Annotated in this window: 23 protein-coding genes and 3 pseudogenes; 19 read left to right on the forward strand and 7 right to left on the reverse strand. The window is 52.8% G+C overall.

Features of this window, described 5'->3' with window-relative positions:
- The 8 genes and pseudogenes from tssC to tssE all read left to right on the forward strand — a co-directional run.
- Positions 1–1,033: type VI secretion system contractile sheath large subunit (gene tssC, locus NNO08_RS10825; RefSeq protein ID WP_271456704.1), on the forward strand; the 1,033-nt coding region annotated here is incomplete at its 5' end.
- A gap of 23 nt (positions 1,034–1,056) precedes the next feature.
- Positions 1,057–1,131: pseudogene (locus tag NNO08_RS10830) on the forward strand (hypothetical protein); the annotation flags it as partial.
- Positions 1,131–1,583: pseudogene (locus NNO08_RS10835) on the forward strand (OmpA family protein); the annotation flags it as partial. The pseudogenes NNO08_RS10830 and NNO08_RS10835, both read left to right, overlap by 1 nt.
- A gap of 13 nt (positions 1,584–1,596) precedes the next feature.
- Positions 1,597–2,088 (forward strand): type VI secretion system effector Hcp, encoded by a 492-nt coding sequence (hcp, locus tag NNO08_RS10840; protein ID WP_271456705.1) that lies wholly within the window; start codon positions 1,597–1,599, stop codon positions 2,086–2,088.
- 342 nt (positions 2,089–2,430) lie between these two features.
- Positions 2,431–2,976: pseudogene (vgrG, locus tag NNO08_RS10845) on the forward strand (type VI secretion system tip protein VgrG); the annotation flags it as partial.
- Between the two features lie 261 nt (positions 2,977–3,237).
- The gene (locus tag NNO08_RS10850; RefSeq protein WP_271456740.1) at positions 3,238–3,960 is read left to right on the forward strand and encodes a DUF6708 domain-containing protein; all 723 of its coding nucleotides are present in this window, start codon (positions 3,238–3,240) and stop codon (positions 3,958–3,960) included.
- 98 nt (positions 3,961–4,058) lie between these two features.
- Positions 4,059–4,730: a type VI secretion system lipoprotein TssJ gene (gene tssJ / locus NNO08_RS10855; protein WP_442870780.1), complete on the forward strand. Its 672-nt coding sequence runs from the start codon at positions 4,059–4,061 to the stop codon at positions 4,728–4,730.
- Positions 4,730–5,185: a type VI secretion system baseplate subunit TssE gene (tssE, locus tag NNO08_RS10860; RefSeq protein ID WP_271456706.1), complete on the forward strand. Its 456-nt coding sequence runs from the start codon at positions 4,730–4,732 to the stop codon at positions 5,183–5,185. The genes tssJ and tssE overlap by 1 nt, the downstream gene beginning before the upstream one ends.
- Positions 5,186–5,508: 323 nt before the next feature.
- Here the strand turns inward: tssE and cbpM are convergent, their stop codons facing one another.
- Both cbpM and cbpA read right to left on the reverse strand, forming a co-directional pair.
- Positions 5,509–5,802 (reverse strand): chaperone modulator CbpM, encoded by a 294-nt coding sequence (cbpM, locus tag NNO08_RS10865; protein WP_137382861.1) that lies wholly within the window; start codon positions 5,800–5,802, stop codon positions 5,509–5,511.
- The gene (cbpA, locus tag NNO08_RS10870) at positions 5,802–6,722 is read right to left on the reverse strand and encodes a curved DNA-binding protein (RefSeq protein WP_202038995.1); all 921 of its coding nucleotides are present in this window, start codon (positions 6,720–6,722) and stop codon (positions 5,802–5,804) included. The genes cbpM and cbpA overlap by 1 nt, the downstream gene beginning before the upstream one ends.
- A 273-nt stretch (positions 6,723–6,995) precedes the next feature.
- On the opposite strand from cbpA, the gene NNO08_RS10875 reads away from it, so the two are divergent.
- The gene (locus NNO08_RS10875; RefSeq protein WP_271456707.1) at positions 6,996–7,298 is read left to right on the forward strand and encodes an antibiotic biosynthesis monooxygenase family protein; all 303 of its coding nucleotides are present in this window, start codon (positions 6,996–6,998) and stop codon (positions 7,296–7,298) included.
- A 106-nt stretch (positions 7,299–7,404) separates the two neighbouring features.
- Here the strand turns inward: NNO08_RS10875 and dsbA are convergent, their stop codons facing one another.
- Entirely contained in the window at positions 7,405–8,028 is a 624-nt protein-coding gene (gene dsbA, locus NNO08_RS10880) for a thiol:disulfide interchange protein DsbA (RefSeq protein WP_271456708.1), read from the reverse strand.
- A 413-nt stretch (positions 8,029–8,441) separates the two neighbouring features.
- Between dsbA and NNO08_RS10885 the strand changes: the two genes are divergently transcribed.
- The 7 genes from NNO08_RS10885 to agp all read left to right on the forward strand — a co-directional run bounded on the left by NNO08_RS10885 (position 8,442) and on the right by agp (position 14,844).
- Positions 8,442–8,804, forward strand: a complete 363-nt coding sequence (locus NNO08_RS10885) for a copper resistance protein (RefSeq protein ID WP_271441325.1) — start codon at positions 8,442–8,444, stop codon at positions 8,802–8,804.
- Positions 8,805–8,852: 48 nt separating this feature from the next.
- Positions 8,853–10,733 (forward strand): cytochrome c biogenesis protein CcdA, encoded by a 1,881-nt coding sequence (locus tag NNO08_RS10890; protein ID WP_271456709.1) that lies wholly within the window; start codon positions 8,853–8,855, stop codon positions 10,731–10,733.
- Positions 10,730–11,353, forward strand: coding sequence for a DsbA family protein (locus NNO08_RS10895; protein ID WP_271441327.1), 624 nt, complete (start codon positions 10,730–10,732; stop codon positions 11,351–11,353). Before NNO08_RS10890 ends, NNO08_RS10895 begins: the two co-directional genes overlap by 4 nt.
- A complete protein-coding gene (locus NNO08_RS10900) occupies positions 11,343–11,849 on the forward strand; it encodes a protein disulfide oxidoreductase (RefSeq protein WP_271456710.1) in 507 nt (168 codons plus the stop codon). The genes NNO08_RS10895 and NNO08_RS10900 overlap by 11 nt, the downstream gene beginning before the upstream one ends.
- Before the next feature lie 132 nt (positions 11,850–11,981).
- Positions 11,982–12,737 carry a sulfite exporter TauE/SafE family protein gene (locus NNO08_RS10905; protein WP_271456742.1) on the forward strand — a complete coding sequence of 252 codons (756 nt, stop codon included), beginning with the start codon at positions 11,982–11,984 and terminating at the stop codon, positions 12,735–12,737.
- 69 nt (positions 12,738–12,806) lie between these two features.
- A complete protein-coding gene (locus NNO08_RS10910) occupies positions 12,807–13,514 on the forward strand; it encodes an ArsR/SmtB family transcription factor (protein WP_271441329.1) in 708 nt (235 codons plus the stop codon).
- Positions 13,515–13,602: 88 nt separating this feature from the next.
- The gene (gene agp, locus NNO08_RS10915) at positions 13,603–14,844 is read left to right on the forward strand and encodes a bifunctional glucose-1-phosphatase/inositol phosphatase (protein WP_271456711.1); all 1,242 of its coding nucleotides are present in this window, start codon (positions 13,603–13,605) and stop codon (positions 14,842–14,844) included.
- 40 nt (positions 14,845–14,884) lie between these two features.
- Here agp and NNO08_RS10920 read toward each other — a convergent pair whose 3' ends face one another.
- On the reverse strand, positions 14,885–15,112 hold the full coding sequence (locus NNO08_RS10920; RefSeq protein WP_271441331.1) for a YccJ family protein: 228 nt from the start codon (positions 15,110–15,112) through the stop codon (positions 14,885–14,887).
- Positions 15,113–15,132: 20 nt separating this feature from the next.
- Positions 15,133–15,729 (reverse strand): NAD(P)H:quinone oxidoreductase, encoded by a 597-nt coding sequence (wrbA, locus tag NNO08_RS10925; protein WP_003832057.1) that lies wholly within the window; start codon positions 15,727–15,729, stop codon positions 15,133–15,135.
- A gap of 385 nt (positions 15,730–16,114) precedes the next feature.
- On the opposite strand from wrbA, the gene NNO08_RS10930 reads away from it, so the two are divergent.
- From NNO08_RS10930 to rutR, 3 genes are all read left to right on the forward strand, one after another.
- Positions 16,115–16,288, forward strand: a complete 174-nt coding sequence (locus NNO08_RS10930; RefSeq protein WP_003036022.1) for a general stress protein — start codon at positions 16,115–16,117, stop codon at positions 16,286–16,288.
- A gap of 162 nt (positions 16,289–16,450) precedes the next feature.
- The gene (locus tag NNO08_RS10935) at positions 16,451–17,365 is read left to right on the forward strand and encodes a DMT family transporter (RefSeq protein ID WP_271441332.1); all 915 of its coding nucleotides are present in this window, start codon (positions 16,451–16,453) and stop codon (positions 17,363–17,365) included.
- Between the two features lie 58 nt (positions 17,366–17,423).
- Entirely contained in the window at positions 17,424–18,062 is a 639-nt protein-coding gene (gene rutR, locus NNO08_RS10940; protein ID WP_271441333.1) for an HTH-type transcriptional regulator RutR, read from the forward strand.
- On the opposite strand, the gene NNO08_RS10945 is transcribed toward rutR, so the two are convergent.
- Positions 18,059–18,454, reverse strand: coding sequence for a lysozyme inhibitor LprI family protein (locus tag NNO08_RS10945; RefSeq protein WP_137382210.1), 396 nt, complete (start codon positions 18,452–18,454; stop codon positions 18,059–18,061). The genes rutR and NNO08_RS10945 overlap by 4 nt on opposite strands.
- A 59-nt stretch (positions 18,455–18,513) precedes the next feature.
- Positions 18,514–22,476 carry a trifunctional transcriptional regulator/proline dehydrogenase/L-glutamate gamma-semialdehyde dehydrogenase gene (gene putA / locus NNO08_RS10950; RefSeq protein WP_271449349.1) on the reverse strand — a complete coding sequence of 1,321 codons (3,963 nt, stop codon included), beginning with the start codon at positions 22,474–22,476 and terminating at the stop codon, positions 18,514–18,516.
- Positions 22,477–22,735 lie beyond the last annotated feature (259 nt).

Below are 22,735 nucleotides of genomic sequence, written 5' to 3' on the forward strand. Positions count from 1 at the left end.
CGATACCCCTGGCGGAGAGCCTGTTGCCGCACTGATTTCTTCGTATGAGTTCGATGCCTCAGCGCAGGATGTCGCATTACTGCGTAATATTTCGAAAGTATCCGCTGCGGCACATATGCCGTTTATCGGTTCTGCGGGACCGGCGTTCTTCCTCAAGGACTCGATGGAGGACGTGGCGGCGATTAAAGACATCGGCAACTACTTTGATCGTGCTGAATACATCAAGTGGAAATCCTTTCGTGAGACGGATGATGCCCGCTATATCGGTCTGGTGATGCCGCGTGTACTGGGCCGTCTGCCGTATGGTCCGGACACCGTACCGGTTCGTAGTTTCAACTATGTGGAAGAAGTTAAAGGTCCGGATCACAACAAATACCTGTGGACCAATGCCTCCTTTGCTTTTGCGGCCAACATGGTGCGCAGTTTTATCAGTAATGGCTGGTGTGTACAGATCCGCGGCCCACAGGCCGGCGGCGCGGTCCAGGACCTGCCGATCCATCTGTACGATCTCGGCACCGGCAACCAGGTAAAAATCCCGTCTGAAGTGATGATCCCCGAAACCCGCGAGTTTGAGTTTGCGAACCTTGGGTTTATCCCGCTTAGCTACTACAAGAACCGCGATTATGCGTGTTTCTTCAGCGCGAACTCCACCCAGAAGCCGGCACAGTACGATACCGCAGATGCAACGGCTAACAGCCGCATCAACGCCCGTCTGCCCTATATCTTCCTGCTGTCGCGTATTGCGCACTACCTGAAGATTATTCAGCGCGAAAACATCGGGACCACCAAGGACCGACGTCTGCTGGAGCTTGAGCTGAATACCTGGGTGAAAAGCCTGGTCACTGAAATGACCGATCCGGGCGATGAGCTGCAGGCCTCTCATCCACTGCGTGACGCGAAGGTCGTTGTGGAGGATATCGAGGATAACCCGGGGTTCTTCCGCGTGAAGTTGTACGCGATCCCGCACTTCCAGGTGGAAGGCATGGACGTCAACCTGTCACTGGTTTCCCAGATGCCGAAGGCCAAATCGTAAGCGTAACGTAAGGCAGGAAGCCGATGAAAACGGAACAACCGTTATGGGGCAGGGGCCAGATGATTTCTCCCCAGCATTTCCAGCAGCAGGCCGGGTACCGCCGCCTGAGCCGCAGCCGAAACCCAAACCGGTACCGAAAACCATTCGCCTCGACAGCATGTCGCTGTTCGATTCGGGTAAATACGACCTCAAAACCGGCTCCACCAAAATGCTGTTGAACTCACTGATCGGTATTAAGGCGAAGCCGGGCTGGCTGATTGTGGTCGCAGGCCACACGGATAACACCGGGGATGCGCAGCTGAACCAGGCGCTGTCACAGAAACGTGCTGAAGCGGTGCGCGACTGGATGCGGGACACCGGTGACGTGCCGGAAAGCTGTTTTGCGGTGCAGGGCTATGGCGCAAGCCGCCCAATCGCAACCAATGATACCCCGGAGGGTCGTGCGCTCAACCGCCGTGTCGAAATCAGTCTGGTACCGCAGGCGAATGCCTGTCAGATACCGGGCACCCCCTCAGCGTTATCGCAGGATGATGACGTTTCTCAACATTAATGGAGTAAATCCGATGGCAATTCCTGTTTATCTGTGGCTGAAAGACGACGGTGGTGCGGACATCAAAGGGTCTGTTGACGTTCAGGATCGTGAAGGCAGCATCGAAGTGGTGGCTCAGGAACATAACCTGTACATCCCGACCGACAACAACACCGGCAAGCTGACCGGTACCCGTATCCACACCCCGTTCCTGTTCACCAAGGAAATCGATTCGTCCAGTCCGTACCTGTACAAGGCGGTGACCACCGGTCAGACCCTCAAATCTGCGGAATTCAAGTGGTACAAAATCAACGACGCGGGCCAGGAAGTGGAGTACTTCAACACCAGGCTTGAGAACGTGAAAGTGGTGAAAGTGAATCCTGAAATGTACGACATCAAGGATCCTTCCAAAGAGAAGCATAACCACCTGGAACGCGTTGAACTGCGCTACGAAAAAATCACCTGGACCTACAAAGACGGCAACATCATTCATTCCGACTCCTGGAACGAACGCGCCACCGCGTAAGTCACGAGCGGGCAGAGTTTCTCTGTCCGCTTTTTTGCTGAGTGCCTGTCTGAAACGGGCTTTCAGCAAAGAAAACCACAAACTGCCAGCCTGACCGTATGCGCTTTGGTCCCCTTCACGGGAAACCGCGAGGGGCGGTAGCGTGCCCGGGAGCCGGCAAAGAGAGCGATTCATGGAAAATCCAGCCATCAGCGCGCGTAACGTCGACAACTTTCTCAATCAACAAATTCTGCTGAGGCTGACTCACATGGCAGCGAAACAGTAACCACAGTCGTTATGCCTTAGCTGGGGTGAGGAAGAGGGTATCGGACTGACATTTGACCAGCCACAAGGAGTGCACGGATGAAAAACAATCCCCTAATCAGATTCAGCCACAATCATCACCTGCTGATGGTCAAAGGCTGTGCGTCGGAACTTGATGTGCTGGCCTTTGAAGGCGATGAGGCCTTAAGTAAATCGTTCAGCTACCGTATTGAATTCACAAGTTCTGACCATGCCATCAGCAAAGAAATGATGCTGATGAAAGCCGCCTCCCTGACGCTGCAGGCCCCGGAAGATCTGGGTTACGGCATCAAAATGCAGCAGGCTGTGCGGGTGATTCAGGGCGTGGTCACAGGCTTTGAACGCCTCAACACCTCAAAGGATGAAACCCATTATGCCCTGACGTTGCAACCACGCCTGGCGCTACTCAGTCGTTCGCACCAGAATACCATCTACCAGGATATGTCCGTTCCTCAGATTGTGGAAAAAATCCTGCGCGAGCGCCACAACATGCGCGGTCAGGATTTTCTGTTCTCGCTCTCAAAAGCGTACCCGCGCCGCGAGCAGGTAATGCAGTACGGCGAGGATGACCTGCACTTTATTACCCGTCTGTTGGGTGAGGTGGGTACCAGATGAGGCGGTAAATAAAGGTCGCCCTGATTTCTGGTGCCCGCGTAAAGCGGATAAATGGCCTGCAGAAATGGAACGTGAATCCACCACCGAGCCGGATGCTGAACTTTCTGCTCCCCGCGCCTATAACGAACTATCGGATAAGACGAACTAATCGGCAGCGCTAAGGACAAGATAATGTCACAGGACACATTTTTTCAGGGCCAGGGTGAGGCTCAGCCAAAGCTTAATCCTCCGATATATCGCTGGCAGGAGGATATGCCGGAGAACAACCAGTCTCAGCTAGTGCCTCCCCAACTGATTTGGCTAAATACAAAAAATACTATCTGGATGGAAATTCCACGCTACGAAGGGGTTGTTTGGGGGGGGGGACTATTTGGTGCTATATTGTCTTTGTTGGTTTTATTGTTTTATTTTTTGTTGACTCTGTTTATGATTGGATATGAACAGGATTTAAATATTATTATTACATCCATCATCGGTGACTTTATACTTATATCCCTTACGGTGATGTTTTTTAAATGTTATTTCTTTGCTGCGAGAGATCAACCTACTCGCTTAAACAGAAAACGTAAAAAAATCTATACCTTCGATTATAAAAGAAAATGGTGGAATCCCTGGTCCAAATGGCCAACCACAGTCAAAGCCTATCACTGGGCAGATATTCACGGCGAGATGCGTTTTTCCAGCGATCGCTATACCGGAGGTTTTCAGCTGTTTGCTTCCGTCTGTCAGCCAGGAACGCTGAACGTGGTGGAACGCTTCCAGATTGCCAGTGGCTCTCCTGCTCAGTTGCAGCAGCTCTGGAGCTACCTGTGCCTGTATATGAAAGGTGAGCCCGTGCCGGATGAGGCAGTAAATAAAGGTCGACCTGATTTCTGGTGCCCGCGTAAAGCGGATAAATGGCCTGAGGCAATGGAGCGGGAATCTACGACGGCCCCAGACGGCGAACAATGCTCGGTCCCGCACCAAAAGTGTTAACAGAATCTGCAAAATAACCCCTGACTGGCATCTGGTGAGTTCACTCATAGGATGCAACCAGCTATCGATTGCCGCTACCTCAAAACAAGAATTGCACTATGTCTGTCGATCTAAAAAACATGCCTGATGTCAGCGTCAGGCATGCGCCCCCTAAATTTGCCCGCTGGATGGTGGTGCTGATGATCCTGATTGGATTCAGTATCGTCATTTCCCGTCTGGTGACGGGCAAAAATAATGTATTGCTGGCCGTGGGTGTACCCGCGATAGTGCTTGGTGGGTTCAGTCTGGTGGGGTGCGGGGTGACGCAGAGCATCACCGATGGCAGCAAATCAGCATTTAACTCTGTGTTCTACAAAAAAATTAAGGTGCTCCACCTGGATTTCACGGCACGTGAAGCACTGAATACGGATGAACGTGAAAACAACGCGTTGTCGGAGCCCGTCGTGGTACGCGTCTATCAATTGAAAGACACTAAAACTTTCAACAGAAGTGTGTACCAACAGTTATTGAACGATGGTGAAGCCGTTCTTGGGGCTGACATGCTGTCCACCCGTGATGTGGTCGTGAAACCAGGTGGTGACGCACTGCTTGATATGCCGATGGAAGACGATGCGAAATATGTGGCCGTGGTGGGGTTATTTCGGCAACCCGATGTCGTGAAAAACACATGGAAATTAATGGTTAATCGTGAGGAACTCGATCCGGACAAGGCCCGGGTGATTGAGGCCGGGAATAACCATCTGGCGCTGGTAATGGAAGAGGATAAATAATGCCTCAGAATCACAAATCTCCTTCGCTGTATGAAACGCTCTACGGCAACTTCACTGGTGGCCTCATTCTCCATCAGGTCAGTGAACAAAATCAGGTTATTCTCTCGGTACTGGATAACATGCAGCGCATCCTCAACTGTCGCGCCGGGACGCTGGCGCATCTGCCGGACTATGGCTTGCCGGATATGACCAAAACCCTGCAGGGGATGCCCGGTACCGCCCATGAACTGATGGGCGTGCTGTCGGCGGTGCTGCTCAAATATGAACCGCGCCTGAAAAGCATTAAGGTGGTACTGCTCGAACAGATTGTTCCGGGAGAGCTTCTCTATGCTATTGATGCTGAACTCAACGGTATTGGCCTGGTGCGTTATGGTACGGAGTTTATGCCTGAAGGGCGTGTTTTGCTCCGACATCTTAAGCAACAGCAGTATCTCGGGAATACCTCCAGGATATGACTCTTCTTTTTTCTCTCCAGCGTGAAAGGCCAGATAACATCATGTCAGCAAAATCACACTTTCTGAAAAAACTGCAGGCCAGACAGACGCACCCCGGTTTCGTTCTGGTTACGAAAACCGGGCTGTAAAATTTCTGCCGGAATTTTTGTACGGTCAGGGCGTGAAGGGGGGGCTGATATCCGCAGTTTTTCTGAATATTTGCCGGGCGGGTATTGAGCTCAACAATCCGTGGCTGAGAAATCGAATCTGATGAGTTGGGTTCTTTATAAAAAATACGCCCTGCAAATCTGTAGGTGCGGCTCAACGCCGCACCCTTAATATATTCACGGATGGCTAATAAATCGGGACAGGCGTTGACGCAAAAGGCGGTTTTCCTGTCGTAGCTGCGCATTTTCCTCGAGCAACGTCAGTGCGACAGCAATCCCAGGCCAGTCAAGCGCCAGTTCATGGCGCAGACGCAGTGCGCGTTGCACCACGGTCAGCGCATGGTCATCAAAGGTCTCATCTTCACGGGGTTCGATTACCCCTAAACCGACAATTTCATTCAGTTCCTCTGCAGAAACACCGGTATGCAGACAAAACTCGGTAATGGTAAAGGTAACGGTCACGTTAGCCATTATGCTTTCCCCCACTCTTTACGCGGATCAAAGGACTTCTGCGCATCCGCCAGCTGTTGCCACAAGGCGGCGCTGTTGTCGTCAGGTTTCGGCGGCATCACGATTTTGATGACCGCGTATAGGTCGCCAGTATGTTTTTTACCGACCAGACCTTTGCCTTTGATACGTAATCGCTGTCCAGCCTGGCTTCCTGCGGGGATGGTCAGCAAAATACTCTCTTTGAGTGTTGGTACAGTCACTTTTGCGCCCAATGCGGCTTCCCATGGGGCAAGCGGAACGACAACTTCCAGATCCTGATTAACAATATCAAACAGCGGATGCGGCGCGATATGAATCACCAGCCACAAATCACCGTTCGGGCCACCGTTTTCACCAGGGGTTCCCTGACCTTTCAGGCGAATGCGCTGCCCATTGCCGACACCGGCCGGGATCTTAACGTTGAGGGTTTTGGGGATTTCCCGCTCGATCATGCCAAACGCATTGTATACCGGCAGGTTGTAACTGATGGTGCGGCTATGCTCAGCAAGGGTTTCTTCGAGGAAAACGGCGACCTCGATTTCAATATCATGTCCGCGACTGGCGTGGCGCTGCCGTGACTGATGTGCGTGCTGGCCAAAAATTGAAGAGAAGATATCGTTGAAATCTTCAGCGCTGTAGCTTTGACCTTCTCCTTGCTGGAACTGACGATTAAACTGCGGGTCGTTGCGATGCTGCCACAGCTGGTCGTATTCGGCGCGTCGCTGTTCATCGCTCAGTACTTCCCAGGCTTCGGCAACTTCTTTAAAACGGGCTTCAGCGTCGGGTTCTTTGCTGACATCGGGATGGTATTTTCGCGCGAGACGACGGTAGGCGGTCTTGATTGTCTTGAGATCGTCTGTCGGCTTCACGCCCATAATGGCGTAATAATCCTTTAATTCCATAGCGTTCTCTCGTGTAAATCAACACATGAAGAAGGCAATTCCTCTCGAAAGGTATCACCGTTAAGTTTAGGGTAATCCCGATAGGCGCGAATGCCAACCATGAAAAAGGGGGGCGCAGGTCATAAAAGGGTCACCGGTTAACGCGGTGAGCCTGCTTGTTGATTTACCTATCACACTCAAATTTCCCTTTTCACCAGACTGTTCGTTGTTGAGCGAAGCATCGCATTTAATCCGGCAATAGAGTGGCTGAAATTAACAAGGGAGAGATACTGAATGATCGCCGTTATTTTTGAAGCAGATGTGTATCCTCAGACAGGAGAGCGATATCTTCAACTGGCCTCAGAGCTGAAGCCGTTGTTGGTAGAGATCCCTGGGTTCATTTCTATCGAACGATTTCAGAGCATTAATACGCCCGGGAAAATGCTGTCACTTTCATGGTGGGAGGATGAAGATGCAGTGCTCAGGTGGAAATGCAACGTCAGGCATCAGGCCGCACAGCAGGAGGGTAAGCAGTTGATTTTTTCATACTACAGAATACGTGTTGCCACTGTTTTGAAGGATTACGCTTCTGAATAAGCTTCTGCCAGCGTATATGACAGTTAACTGTCAATAATGTCCGCCTGTAGGAACAAGAGCCAGAACAGGCTCTTGTTGATGGTGCGTCAGTAATATTAACGGCTTATCAAGGCTTGGAAAAAAGAAAACGAACGGTATCAGCGTAGTTCTGGACAAAAGCGTTAACGTTATCTGATTTTAATCCTTTCGGGTTAATCATATATTTACCCTTGATAAAGATAGCCGGTACACCTTTCAGGTCTACCGCTTTAGCCAACTCCTGTTGCTTCGCCGTTAATGATTTTACGGCAAAGCTATTCCACGCAGCATCATAGTCGTTTGCACTGACACCAGCGCGGATAAATACATTGCGGATATCATCTGCTGTTTTAACAGTTTGTTTTTTCTGCACGGCATCAAACAGTAAAGGTTTTACTTTATCTTCCACGTTTAACAGCATAGCGACAGACCAGGCGTGTGTCATCTCCGGCCCCAACGGGCCTAAGAAATCGACGTGATACTCAGTGAGTTTGACATCAGTAGGTAATGCTTTTTTCACATTATCAGTGACTTCCAGAACTTCATCATACTGGTAGCATGAAGGGCAATAAAATGAAAAAAACTTAAGCGCAGCGGGCGCTGACGCAACTGGCTTTTCAAGTGAAATATATTCTTTGCCATCGGTAAATGTTGCTGCCTGAACGCTCACAGTAAAAAACAGGCCTAGAAGAGGAAGTAAGATTTTTTTCATTTTCATATACTCTAAATAACATTTAACAAACAATTGTTTTGATGATGAACATAACGTTCATGGCGGCAAGTGATAATACAATATTCATCAGAAAATGTGCTGACTCTTACTTTCATTTACGTAGGAATATCCGCTGGCGGACTTCTCTTTCATTTTTATCATCAGTGATGAAATATCTGTTGGACGCTTTTGGAATGACAGATAATAAACCCTGTGATATTTCCGGCTTTGTTTTATTAGTGCCATTATTTTGTAATAGTGAAATTGATTAATAACATTAACCATCATTTCTGGGCAGAACGCTGTGGGAGGAATGAGATTTGACCGGCCTCTGCCGACATAACTTTACAGGGTAAAGGTTGCCAAAACCTCGCCAGTGGCTAAGATAACTCGCGTCAATCAGTGAGGGTATAATGGCGAAACGTCAACGGATGGGATGGTGGTTCCTCTGCCTGGCATGTGTTGTGGTGATGGTATGCACCGCGCAGCGCATGGCGGGTCTGCACGCCTTGCAGATGAACACCGCGACCACTGCTGTTGTCGCGAGCGCCCAGGCCGATACCGATGAAGCTTCGCCCGTTACGCCGTGTGAACTGAGCGCAAAATCGTTGCTGGCTGCACCGCCAGTATTGTTCGAAGGCGCGATCCTGGTGCTATGTTTGCTCATGTCGCTGTTGGCACCTGTGCGGGCATTTCGCCTGCCTTTTTTCCCTCCGCGCGTTATCTCGCCGCCCACACTTAGGGTTCATCTCCGATTTTGTGTCTTCCGTGAATGACAGCGCAGCCGTTGCTGACTGTTAGATAATTATTCACGGAGAAAAAATATGAAGACTGTTTTCAGGCAGGCGCTGCTCTGCCTGTTATTGCTATGGCTGCCCGTATCCTGGGCGGCTGATATCGGCTGGCTGCGTTCACCCGATAACAATCACGCCAGTGTACGGTTACGTGCCGATACAGCCGCAGGCGGTGAAACCCGACTGCTGCTCGATGTTAAACTGGAGGATGGCTGGAAAACCTACTGGCGATCGCCGGGTGAGGGCGGTGTAGCACCGTCCATCGTCTGGAAAGATAAAATGCCTGCTGTTGATTGGTACTGGCCGACACCCGCGCGTTTTGAGGTCGCCAATATCACCACCCAGGGATATCACGATAATGTCACCTTCCCGATGGTCGTACGTGGCACAACGCCAACCACCCTTAACGGTGTGCTGACCCTATCAACCTGCAGCAATGTCTGCCTGTTAACGGATTTTCCCTTTTCCGTGACGCCGAGCGTCCAGGACCCGTCCTTTGCTCATGACTATGCGCAAGCGATGGGGCAGATACCGCTGGCCAGCGGCCTGACCGATGCGCTTAGTGCCGGGGCGCGAGCCGGAGAGCTGGTGGTTGAGGCGCATCGAACGGGTGGCTGGTCTGCGCCTGGTCTGTACCTGGATACCGTTGATGATGCGGATTTTGGTATGCCGCAAATCCGCGTCGAGGGCGAAACACTACGGGCAACGGTTCCGGTTCATGACAGCTGGGGGGAAGGTGCGCCGAATCTTCGGGGTAAGCAACTGACACTGGTTCTGGCTGATAACGGCGTTGCACAGGAAAGTCGTCTTGCCATTGGCGATGCACCAGTGGTGCAGAATGCAGCGATCCCGCTGTGGCAGGTGGTGCTGATGGCGCTGTCAGGCGGGTTGATCCTTAACTTAATGCCCTGCGTGCTTCCGGTGCTGGGCATGAAGCTGGGCTCGATTTTACTGGTTGAGGAGAAAAGCCGTCTTCAGGTTCGCCGCCAGTTTCTGGCATCGGTGGCTGGCATCCTGGTCTCTTTTATGGCCCTCGCGCTGCTGATGACGGTGCTGCGCCTGACCAATCAGGCGCTTGGTTGGGGGATCCAGTTCCAGAGCCCGTGGTTTATCGGCGTTATGCTGCTGGTGATGCTGACGTTCAGCGCCAGCCTGTTTGGGCTGTTTGAATTCCGCCTTCCTTCAGCAATGACCACCATACTGGCAACTCGCGGTGGTAACGGCTTGTCAGGACATTTCTGGCAGGGCGCGTTTGCGACGTTGCTTGCCACACCGTGCAGTGCGCCGTTCCTGGGGACGGCTGTGGCGGTGGCGTTGACTGCTTCGCTGCCGACGCTATGGGGGCTGTTCCTTGCGCTCGGGTTGGGGATGAGTTTGCCATGGTTGCTGGTGGCACTGCGTCCGGGTCTGGCGCTGCGTCTGCCGCGTCCGGGGCGTTGGATGAATATCTTGCGGCGTCTTCTCGGCGTGATGATGCTTGGCTCGGCGATCTGGCTGGCAACATTGCTGCTCCCGCATCTGGGGTTCGCAAGCCAAAGTACAGCCAAAGAGAGTGTGAACTGGCAACCGCTGAGCGAGCAGGCCATCGAAGAGGCACTGGCCCAGCATAAGCGCGTATTTGTAGATGTGACGGCTGACTGGTGCATTACCTGTAAAGTCAATAAATTCTATGCCCTACAAAAAGAAGATATTCAGGTTGCGCTGCAACAACCCGATGTGGTGGCTCTGCGGGGTGACTGGACGCTGCCCTCTGAAGCGATCACCGAATTCCTGAAAAAACGCGGCCAGGTCGCTGTGCCGTTCAACCAAATTTATGGCCCCGGTTTGCCGCAAGGCCAGGCGTTGCCGACGTTGTTAACCCGCGATGCGGTGCTAAATACACTGGCCGGTGCCAAAGGAGTAACCCCATGAAAATGATGATTATCCTGCTGTTAACCCTGTTTTCTGCCGTCAGCGTGGCGAAAGAACCTGCGCCATTTACACCTGAGCAGGAGAAGCAAATTGAAGCGCTGATTCAGGAAGCGCTGTTTAACGATCCCAATAGCCCGCGTATTGGTGCCAGGCAGGCTAAACTGACGCTGATAAATTTCACCGATTACAACTGCCCATATTGCAAGCAGTTGGATCCGATGCTGGAAAAAATTGTACAGAAATATCCTGATGTGGCGGTGGTGATTAAACCGCTGCCGTTTAAAGGGGAAAGTTCAGTTCTGTCGGCGCGAACCGCGCTGACGACCTGGCGTGAGCACCCGCAGCAGTTTCTGGCGTTACATGAGAAACTGATGCAGAAGAAGGGCTACCACACGGCAGTGAGTATTAAACAGGCACAGGAGAAAGCCGCTGCCAGCCCTGTGACGCTGGATGCACAAAGTGAAGAGACGCTGAGCACCAACCTGCAATTGGCACGTCTGGTTGGTGTGCGGGGCACACCTGCAACGATTATTGGCGATGAGCTGATCCCGGGGGCAGTACCGTGGGAAACACTGGAAGAGGTGGTCAAAGAAAAACTGGCGGCCGCAAATGGTCAGTAAACTGCGCCGCTGGCTGCGCGAAGGACTGATCTTACTGGTGTTATTCGCCGGGGCGATGTTGTTGATGGATGCCTGGCGAGCGCCCCAGCTTCCCGCAGCGTTTGACAGCACACCTTTGCAGACGCTGGATGGTGAAAACGTTACGCTGGCCGCGCTCAGCAAAGAGGAGCCAGTGCTGATCTATTTCTGGGCGAGCTGGTGCGGCGTGTGTCGGTTCACGACACCGGAAGTCGCCAGACTGCACTCAGAAGGCGAGAACGTGATAACCATTGCGCTGCGCTCCGGTAATGAGGCGGAGGTAACGCGCTGGCTGGCGCGTAAAGGCGTAGGCTTTCCTGTCATCAACGATGCCGACGGGGCCATCTCCCGCAGTTGGGACATCAGCGTCACGCCAACGCTGGTCGTGATGTCGCAGGGGCGCGTGGTGTCGACAACCAGCGGCTGGACCAGTTACTGGGGAATGAAGTTACGCCTCTGGTGGGCAAAAACTGTCTGATTCTGATGCCGGGGAAACCCGGCATTTTTTATGCCGCAGCACACCTGGAGGGCATATTTCGTTTCCCGACGAAGCAAACCTGGCGATTGACGTTCAGAATAGGTCATCCTCTTTTTTCCTGGAACGTACATGATGGCAACTTCTTTCGCGCTCGACTCCTCCCTGGTGATAATGATTGCCGCAACCTTTGTGCTGGCGGGGATGGTGAAGGGCGTAACGGGCATGGGCTTACCCACGGTGGCGATGGGGATCCTCGGATCGCTTATTTCTCCGGTCGCGGCGGCGGCGATGCTGCTGTTACCCTCTCTGATTAGCAATCTGTTTCAGTTTGGCGGTGGTGGTAATACCGGCCGATTGCTGCAACGATTGTGGCCTATGCTGCTGGCGGTGGTGATTGCCACTTTGCTTGCCAGTGTCTGGATCACCGGGGGCGACACAACCCGGACCCAGTTTGCGCTTGGCATGGCACTGGTGGCCTATGCCATCTGGACGCTGATGGGGAAAAAAATTACCGTGGATCCGCAGCGTGAAAAACCCTTTTCCCTTGTCATTGGATTGGTGACCGGTTTATTGACGGGGGGAACGGGGGTATTTGTTATGCCCGCCGTGCCATGGATCCAGTCTTTGGGCTTTGAAAAGGATGAATTGGTGCAGGCGCTTGGCATTTCGTTCACGTTTTCGACGCTGGCGTTAGCACTGGGCTTGTGGTGGCACAATGCGTTACCTGTTCAGTCCCTGAGTTTATCGGCTTTTGCCATTCTTCCTGCGCTACTGGGACAGTGGGTAGGGACTCGTGTGCGACGAGTGATTTCACCTGTGGTGTTTAAACGCTGTTTTCTGTTCTGTCTGGTGGGGTTGGGCGTGGAGATGATGCTGCGCGCCGCGTAAGTCTCGCTGTGACTTTACGCCTGTTTCATTCCATCGTTAATTCAGAGGGTTAACGCCAAAGGAGGTGCTATGGCATCGGTAATACTGCACGAAGAAGAGGGTGAACTGGAGTTGCAAATGGCGCTTACTGCGGCAGTGATGGCGGATAAATCGCGTTCGCGTATGTTGTGTGCGTTGATGGATGGGCGCGCCTGGACTGCAACTGAACTTAGCGCGGTGGCGGACGTGTCAGCCTCGACGGCCAGCGCACATCTGGCGCGTCTGTGCGAACAACGATTTGTTGTGGCGTTAGCCCAGGGACGACACCGTTATTTTCGCCTGGCAAGTGCGGAGATAGCCGGCCTCCTGGAACGCCTGATGGGTGTGGCATGGTCTGCATCAACGTCGCGAAAAATCACCACCCCAATACACCTGCGGCATGCGCGAACCTGCTATGACCACCTTGCCGGCGAAGTGGCCGTGAGGCTTTTTGATACTCTGGTTGCCCGGCAATGGTTAACAGCGGATGGCGAAACGCTGACCGCTCTGGGGCAGGAAAAACTGGCAGAAATGGGGATTGTCCTTTGTGCCGGTGTGACCCGACGAAAGATAAGCTGCGGCTGTCTGGACTGGAGTGAGCGACGTTATCATCCGGGCGGCGTGCTCGGCGCCACGTTGCTGAGCTGGTTTAGCGAACAGAAGTGGATTAAAACGCAGACAGGCAGCCGCCACGTCACCTTTACCCCACTAGGAGTGCGCAAACTTCAGACGGAATTTGGCATCCAAACGACACGGTAGATCCCTCATTTTTGCGAAAGCGTTCCCGGAAAAATGTCATATATCTGTCACACTCTGTGGTGATTGATAACAACAAGAGGTCGTAGGGATGAACAAATCGTTAATCGCCGCCGCCGTGGCGGGGGCTGTATTGCTGTCAACGGCTGCACAGGCACAGACGGTACCGGAAGGTTATCAGCTTCAGCAAGTATTGATGATGAGCCGGCATAACTTACGTGCACCTTTAGCCAATAATGGCAGCGTTCTCGAGCAGTCTACCCCCAAACAGTGGCCGGAGTGGGATGTCCCGGGCGGACAACTCACCACGAAGGGCGGCGTGCTGGAAATTTATATGGGCCATTACATGCGTGAATGGTTGGCAGAGCAGGGCATGGTGAAATCCGGTGAATGTCCGGCACCGGGCACGGTTTACACCTATGCTAACAGCCTGCAGCGGACAGTAGCGACGGCGCAGTTTTTTGTCACGGGGGCTTTCCCGGGGTGTGACGTTCCGGTCCATCATCAGGAAAAAATGGGTACCATGGACCCCACTTTTAACCCGGTGATCACTGATGATTCTGCAACATTCAGTCAGCAGGCTGTTCAGGCGATGGAGAAAGAGCGCAGCCAGATGCAGCTCGACGAAAGTTACCAACTGCTTGAGCAAATCACAAACTACAAAGACTCGCCGTCCTGCAAAGAAAAACAGCAGTGTTCCCTGACTGATGCGAAAGACACATTCAGTGCGAAGTACCAGCAAGAGCCTGGTGTTTCCGGGCCACTGAAGGTGGGGAATTCGCTGGTTGATGCCTTCACCTTGCAATATTACGAGGGCTTCCCGATGGACAAGGTCGCCTGGGGGGAGATCAAATCTGATCAACAGTGGAAGGTACTGTCAAAGCTGAAAAATGGTTATCAGGACAGCCTGTTCACCTCTGCGGAAGTGGCGAAAAATGTCGCCAAACCATTGGTCAAATATATCGACAATGCGTTGGTGACTGAACGGGCGAAAGCGCCGAAAATTACGCTGCTGGTGGGACATGACTCGAACATCGCGTCATTGCTCACGGCACTGGATTTTAAACCGTATCAGCTCCATGACCAGAACGAACGTACGCCTATTGGCGGTAAAATTGTCTTCCAGCGCTGGCATGACAGCAACACAAATCGCGATCTGATGAAAATTGAGTATGTGTATCAGAGTGCGCAGCAGTTGCGTAATGCAGACGTTCTGACGCTCAAATCCCCGGCGCAGCGCGTAACGCTGGAACTGAAAGGCTGTCCGATTGATGCTAATGGCTTTTGCCCTGTTGAGAAATTCGATAGCGTACTGAATGAGGCGGCGAAGTAAGCAAAGAAAACTCCCCCGTGCAAACGGGGGAGTCAGAATGCTAAACGTTTTTGCGTTCGATAGTCTGTTCACCCCAAAAGAGTGAATCTTTGTCAGTTTTCTCAAAGGCTTTGATCAGTACCTCATCGCTACCTTCTTCCCAAATTTTTTCCGCCATTTTCTCGTCATAGTGGGCGACTTCAAAAATGGCTTCGGCTATTTCTGGCGATGTGTTGCGCAGACTTGCCCATTCGCCGACGCGATGGGCTTTCGCTTCTTGAGTTGGCATTCGAATCCTCCTGTTGAAGATTAGCCGTTGAGTTTTACTGCCAGACCTGCGACATATTCACCCTGATAGCGGGCGATAGATAACTCTTCCTGACTTGGCTGTCGGGAGCCGTCACCCCCGGCAATGGTAGTTGCGCCGTACGGCGTACCGCCACGAACTTGTGAGACATCAAACAGTTCTTGCGCCGCATAACCGATGGGAACAATCACCATCCCGTGGTGGGCAAGCGTTGTCCAGGTTGATGTAATGGTTTGTTCCTGACCGCCGCCAGTGCCTGTTGAGCTGAATACGCTGGCGAGTTTGCCGTAAAGGCCGCCAGATGCCCACAGTCCGCCGGTCTGATCCAGGAAGGTACGCATCTGACCCGACATGTTGCCAAAGCGCGTGGGAGTACCAAAAATAATGGCGTCGTAATCAGCCAGTTCCTGCGGGGTTGCGACTGGTGCGTTTTGTGTTTTACCGCCTGCTTTCAGGAAGATCTCAGGCTGCATTGTCTCTGGCACACGCTTAATAATGACTTCCGCGCCATCTACCTTATTTGCGCCTTCTGCGACTGCATGGGCCATGGTTTCAATGTGTCCGTACATGGAATAATAAAGCACCAGAACTTTTGCCATTTTACACTACTCCTCGAGTTAACCGTGTCCGTAGCGATTCGCTACCTCCCTTTAAAGATATGACGTACGGCCAGGAGTGCAAATTTCACAATCACTTCTTTGATTTATAACAATTTTTATAACAACTGTTTTTGTTGCAAAATGATACATTTTTAACCTGGCGGAATTTGGTAGCTATAAGAAAGACTTATTGATTTCACGCCGCGATTATTAACATCTTGCGGCCATTCCTGTTGCAGAATATTACAGTTCGCCGGTTATCCGGTTACTCTTCACTATGCTTAATCCCACGCAGTAAACATCAGGGCACGGCCCATGCGCTGCGTGAGGTATCACTCCTCAGTACCTATGCAATATGATGGCTAATCAATGACGGAGGTCAGTAATGGCAAACCATCGGGGCGGTTCCGGCAACTTTGCGGAAGACCGTGAAAGAGCATCAGAAGCAGGTCGAAAAGGTGGCCAGCACAGCGGGGGCAACTTCAAGAATGACCCGCAACGCGCTTCAGAAGCAGGCAAAAAAGGGGGCAAGAATAGTCACGGCAACAACAAATCGTAATTGTCGGGCTGTCTGTTAGAGATATCGTGACGGCTGAGTGTTCAGAGACAGACGTTACGTCGCCACCGCCGCCGGGTCGTTCCGGCGGTTTTTTTTGTCTGCAAGGTTGAACTGTAACAAAACGCAACGCAGACTAATGACATTCAGCTAATCGGGTGTCTCATGTCATTACTTTCTCGTTATTCCTTCTCTGTTAAACCCCAGGAGGCGATCCTCATTGTGATCACCATGTTCTGGGGTGGAACGTTTTTGGCTGTGCAATATGCTGTCACTCTGAGCGGTCCCTTTTTCTTTGTCGGCGTGCGCTTTGCGACAGCGGCACTGGCGGTGGCGTTGCTGTCATTGCCTACATTGCGTGGGCTGACATGGTTGGAAGTCAAAGCCGGAGTGGCGATTGGCGTAGCGATTGCGCTGGGCTATAGCCTGCAAACCTGGGGATTACAGTCTATTCCCAGCAGTAAGTCGGCATTTATTACTGCGATGTATGTACCACTGGTACCGCTGTTGCAGTGGTTGTGTCTGGGACGAATGCCAGGAGTGATGCCGTGCGTCGGTATTGTGTTGGCCTTTATCGGACTGATATTTCTTGCCGGACCGGATGGCAATTTACTGGCGCTTGGTGAAGGGGAGTGGATCACGCTGGTGGGTGCGGTAGCGATAGCGGCTGAAATAATCCTGATCAGCGCATGGGCTGGAAAAGTGGATGTACGTCGGGTCACGGTGGTGCAACTGGCAACCGCTTCTGTAGTGGCATTTATTGCGATGGGGCCCGCAGGTGAGTCGGTTCCTCCCATGTCGACGGGCTTGCTGGCCGTGGCATTAGGATTGGGTATTTTTAGCGCGATTATCCAGGTTACCATGAACTGGGCGCAGCGCAGCGTGTCGCCGACACGCGCAACGGTAATCTATACCGGTGAGCCTGTATGGGCGGGGATTTTTGGTCGACTCGCAGGAGAACGCCTTCCGCTGCTTGCTCTGTTGGGGGCGGCATTCATTATCATTGGCGTACTGGTCAGCGAACTGAAGTTCAAAAAGAAGAAAGCCGTCCAGCAGGAGGCTCCCCCCGAGTCGCTTTAATTTAACTTTTCAGTGTGCGATTTGTTATGCTGACGCCCTCAGAACAAGGAGAGGGCGCATGGCTCAAGGCGCAGAGAAAAAAACAGGTAAACGCTCGCAGGCCGTGAGCGCGAAACGCCAGGCTATCTTAACTGCGGCATTAAATATCTTTTCCCAGTATGGGATTCATGGCACGCGTCTGGAGCAGGTTGCGGAACTGGCGGGGGTGTCTAAAACGAATCTGCTTTATTACTACCCTTCTAAAGAGGTGCTCTACATTGCCGTATTACGCCAGATCCTTGATATCTGGCTGGCACCGCTGAAGGCCTTTCGCGAGGACTTTGCACCGCTGGTGGCGATTAAAGAGTACATCCGGCTCAAACTGGAAGTGTCCCGCGATTATCCTCAGGCATCGCGACTGTTTTGTATGGAAATGCTGGCAGGCGCACCTTTGTTGATGACGGAATTAACGGGCGATCTCAAAACGTTGATTGACGAGAAATCCGCATTGATTGCCGGATGGGTCAGCAGTGGAAAACTGGCGCCGGTTGACCCGCATCATCTGATTTTTATGATTTGGGCTTCAACGCAACATTACGCTGACTTTGCCCCACAGGTAGAGGCAGTGACGGGCGCAACGCTGCGTGATGAAGCCTTTTTTAACCAAACGGTGGAGAGCGTACAGCGAATGATTATTGAAGGGATCCGTGTGCGCTAATTGGCGGGGGGTAACGGGCAACTTAAGTCGCCCTCTTCACATTGCAAGAGGGAGGCGAGAAATGCTTCACGCTCGTTGGTTTTGTCCGTTAAACACTGGCTGGTGATCATCGACTGTATGCTGCCACCTTCTGTGCCTGAACTGATCAATGCGCAGTCTGCATCGCGCAGGGTAATCCATGCGACCTGTGCTTTTTTCAGTAAATCACGTTGGGTGGGGGCGGCGCGCTTCAGTGCATTCTGATAAGTCTCATTTAGCTTTGTATCAGCTGTCTTATACTGCTCAGCGGCGCAGGTATTCATTTCAATCTGGTTGTTTGCGTTTGCGCAGTCATCCGCCAGTGCGTGACTGCTTAGCAGCAGTGCTGCACAGGTCAGTACAATTCGTTTCATGCTTCCCTCTGGCTTAATAAAAAAAGGCCCCGTAACCGGAGCCTTAATTAACCATAACCTTAGCCGATTGTCATCAGGCTGGCGTTCCCACCTGCCGCGGCGGTATTCACGCTCAACGAACGTTCAATATACAGCCTCTCCAGCAGGATATTGCTCTCGCCGCGGGCAAATCCTTGTACCGAAACAATCGCACCTTCCCGTGCTGCTACCGATTCGCACAGTGCGCGTAGCTGGTCAGAATCGCCGTGGAAGATAACGGCATCGAACGGCTGCGCGGTGAGGGTGTCTGCTTTGGCAAACTGAATGCGCCCACAGAGGGCGGCAGGCAGACGTTTTGCCAGTTCGCGATGGAAAGCATCATCTTGCCACAGGATAAGACTGCCAACCGAGGCCACGGCAGCAACCTGCACCAGCGCATCCTGCTCGTTATCGGCCATACACAGCACGCGTTCACGCGGCAACAGCGCCCAGGTATTGCGCTCGCCGGTTGGCCCTGGCAGCAAACGCTGGGTTCCTGCTTGTGCCAGTTCGGCAAACTGCTGGCAGAGCGCATGCAGCGACGGACGATCGCTTGCCCATGCGGTAAGCGCTTCCAGCGGTTGAATCAGCGCTGATTTAAGCTGTGCATCGACAGGGTAGTCTGCATCCTGGCGGGCCAGCGTGACGGCCAGTGCATTTTCCGGACGGTTTGCCAGCAAGCGGTACAGATACAGTGGGCCACCGGCTTTGGGGCCGGTTCCTGACAATCCTTCGCCACCAAATGGCTGCACGCCTACCACAGCACCGACCATATTACGGTTAACGTACAAGTTACCAACGTGCGCGGACCCGGTGACCTGCGCGATGGTTTCATCAATACGAGTATGTACGCCAAGCGTCAGGCCGTAACCGGACGCATTGATTTGCTCAATCAAATTGCCGAGGTTATTACGGGTGTAACGCACGACGTGCAACACCGGGCCGAACACCTCTTTTTGTAGCTCATCAAAGCTTTCAAGCTCAATCAACGTTGGTGCAATAAAGGTACCGGTGTGCCATTCACGCGCATCATCGCTGTTCTCACGTACGGCCTGGAATACCGGACGTCCTTTGGCACGCATGGCCTGAATATGACGTTCAATATTGGCTTTGGCTTCTTCATCAATAACTGGCCCAATATCGGTGGTCAGACGGCCTGGGTTACCCATACGACATTCTGCCATCGCGCCGCGCAGCATTTTCAGCGTGTGGTCGGCAATATCATCCTGTAGGCACAGGACGCGCAGTGCCGAGCAACGCTGTCCGGCGCTGTCAAACGCAGAGGCCAGCACGTCCACCACAACCTGTTCCGTTAACGCAGATGAGTCGACGATCATGGTGTTCATCCCGCCCGTTTCAGCGATGAGCGGAATTGGACGACCCTGAGCATCCAGACGAGTAGCAATATTTCGCTGCAACAGCGTGGCGACTTCCGTTGAACCGGTGAACATGACTCCGCGTACACGTTCATCGGAGGTGAGTTGCGCCCCGACGGTTTCCCCTTGGCCTGGCAACAGTTGTACCACGCCTGGCGGTACACCGGCTTCCAGCAAAATAGCGATGCCCTGAGCGGCAATCAGTGGGGTTTGCTCTGCAGGTTTTGCCAGCACGCTGTTTCCTGCTGCCAGCGCAGCCGCAATTTGTCCGCTGAAAATGGCCAGTGGGAAGTTCCACGGGCTGATACAGACCACTGGACCGAGCGGACGATGCGTTTCGTTGTCGAAATCATCACGAACCTGGCCGGCATAGTAGTGCAGGAAGTCAACGGCTTCGCGTACTTCCGCAATGGCATTGCTGAAGGTTTTCCCCGCTTCACGCACCAGAATGCCAATCAGTTGCTGCATCTGGCCCTCCATCAAAATAGCGGCGCGATGCAGAATGGCGGCACGTTCTTGTGGCGGTGTAGCAAACCAGATAGGGGCATTATTGACGGCGTTCTGTAGCGCCTGCTCCACTTCAGCGTGAGTCGCTTCTCGCACGTAGCCCACAATGTCTTTCGGCTCAGCCGGGTTGACGACCGGCGTCATTTCACCGTCTGCAACCGGATGTTCGAGCATCGGTTTGGCGTGCCATTTTTGCAGCGCGCTGTTGAGCAGGGCAGAGGACAGCGAAGCCAGGCGGTGTTCATTTGCTAAATCCAGCCCTGCGGAGTTTTCGCGGCCTTTTCCATATAGGGAACGTGGGAGTGCAATCTTTGGATGCGGCAGCCCAGCCTGACCTTCCTGCTGTGCCAGTTTCTCGACCGCTTCAACGGGATCGGCGACCAGTTCATCCAGCGGCAGGGTGGTATCCGCAATACGGTTGACGAACGAGGTGTTGGCGCCATTTTCCAGCAGACGACGAACCAGGTAAGCCAGCAGCGTTTCATGTGTGCCAACGGGGGCATAAATACGGCATGGGCGGTTGAGTTTACCGTCTGCGACTTTGCCGGTGACCTGTTCGTACAACGGTTCACCCATGCCGTGCAGGCACTGGAATTCGTACTGGCCCGGATAGTAGTTTTGACCTGCTAACTGATAAATTGCCGCCAGCGTATGCGCGTTGTGGGTAGCGAACTGCGGGTAGATCAGGTTTGGTACCGCAAGCAATTTCTTCGCGCAAGCCAGATAGGAAACGTCGGTGTACACCTTACGGGTGTAGACCGGATAACCTTCCAGACCGTCCATCTGGGCACGTTTGATTTCACTATCCCAGTACGCACCTTTAACCAGACGGATCATCAGGCGACGGCGGCTACGGGTTGCCAGGTCGATCAGGTAGTCGATGACGTACGGGCAGCGCTTCTGGTAGGCCTGAATAACAAAACCGATCCCGTTCCAGCCTGCCAGTTCGGGCTCAAAGCACAGTTTTTCCAGCAGATCGAGGGAGATCTCCAGTCGGTCGGCTTCTTCGGCATCAATATTAATGCCGATGTCATATTGACGTGCCAGCAGGGTCAGCGACTTCAGGCGCGGATAAAGCTCATCCATCACGCGGTCATACTGCGCACGGCTGTAGCGTGGGTGCAGTGCAGACAGTTTGATGGAGATCCCCGGGCCTTCATAAATACCGCGTCCATTCGACGCTTTACCAATGGCATGGATCGCCTGCTGGTAGGAGACCATATAGGCCTGGGCATCGGCGGCGGTCAGCGCAGCTTCACCCAGCATGTCATAGGAGTAACGGAAGCCTTTCTCTTCCAGTTTACGTGCGTTAGCCAGTGCTTCTGCAATGGTTTCTCCGGTGACGAATTGCTCACCCATCAAGCGCATCGCCATGTCGACGCCTTTACGCACCAGCGGTTCACCGCTCTTGCCGATGATGCGGTTCAGCGAGCGTGAGAGGCTGGCTTCGTTATGGGTGGAGACCAGACGACCGGTAAACAACAATCCCCACGTTGCAGCGTTAACGAACAGAGACGGGCTGCGTCCGATGTGTGATTGCCAGTTGCCGTTGCTGATTTTGTCGCGGATCAGCGCATCGCGGGTGGCTTTGTCGGGAATACGCAGCAGTGCTTCAGCCAGACACATCAGCGCGACGCCTTCCTGTGAGGAAAGGGAGAATTCCTGCAACAGTCCCTGGACCATGCCGGCACGCCCGCTGGCCGTCTTTTGGTTGCGCAGTTTATCTGCCAACTGATAGGCCAGTTTATGGGCCTGCTCTGCGATAGGTTGCGGCAGACGAGCCTGCTCCATCAACATGGGTACCGCATCGGTTTCAGCACGGCGATATGCCGCGGTAATGGCCGCACGGGAAACAGACTGCGGCAGGATCTGCTCTGCAAATTCAAGGAAAGGCTGGTGCGCTTCATTTTGTTGCGCAGTGGATTCCTCGCTCTCATTTGCTGCACCCGCCAGCAGGGCAGGCAGCTCCGGAAGCGCATCGTCATTTTCCAGTCTTTCGAGATAATTAAAGATGGCCTGCTTGATAAGCCAGTGCGGTGTGCGATCGATTCGTGATGCTGCTGTTTTAATCCGCTCGCGCGTGGCGTCGTCCAGTTTAACCCCCATCGTGGTGGTTCCCATGCCATTTACTCCTGTTGTACTGAAATACGGGGCTGATAGTTACCGAGAAATATCCATCATGTTGCAACTTTGTGCAACCGTGTTAAATGTGACTTGGTTTGCAAGCTTGAAAATGAATGAAATGTTAATAAAGATGATGTTTATAACAAGGGGTGTAAAAAACGCAGAATCTTTTTCTCTGCGGTAGTTAACACTTTTTAAAGGTGCAACCAGAAAAAATGTGAGAGAGTGCAACCTACAGAAAAATGCTATCTACTCT

The organism is Citrobacter sp. Igbk 17, assembly GCF_028069775.1.
In the GTDB taxonomy this organism is placed as follows: Bacteria; Pseudomonadota; Gammaproteobacteria; order Enterobacterales; family Enterobacteriaceae; genus Citrobacter.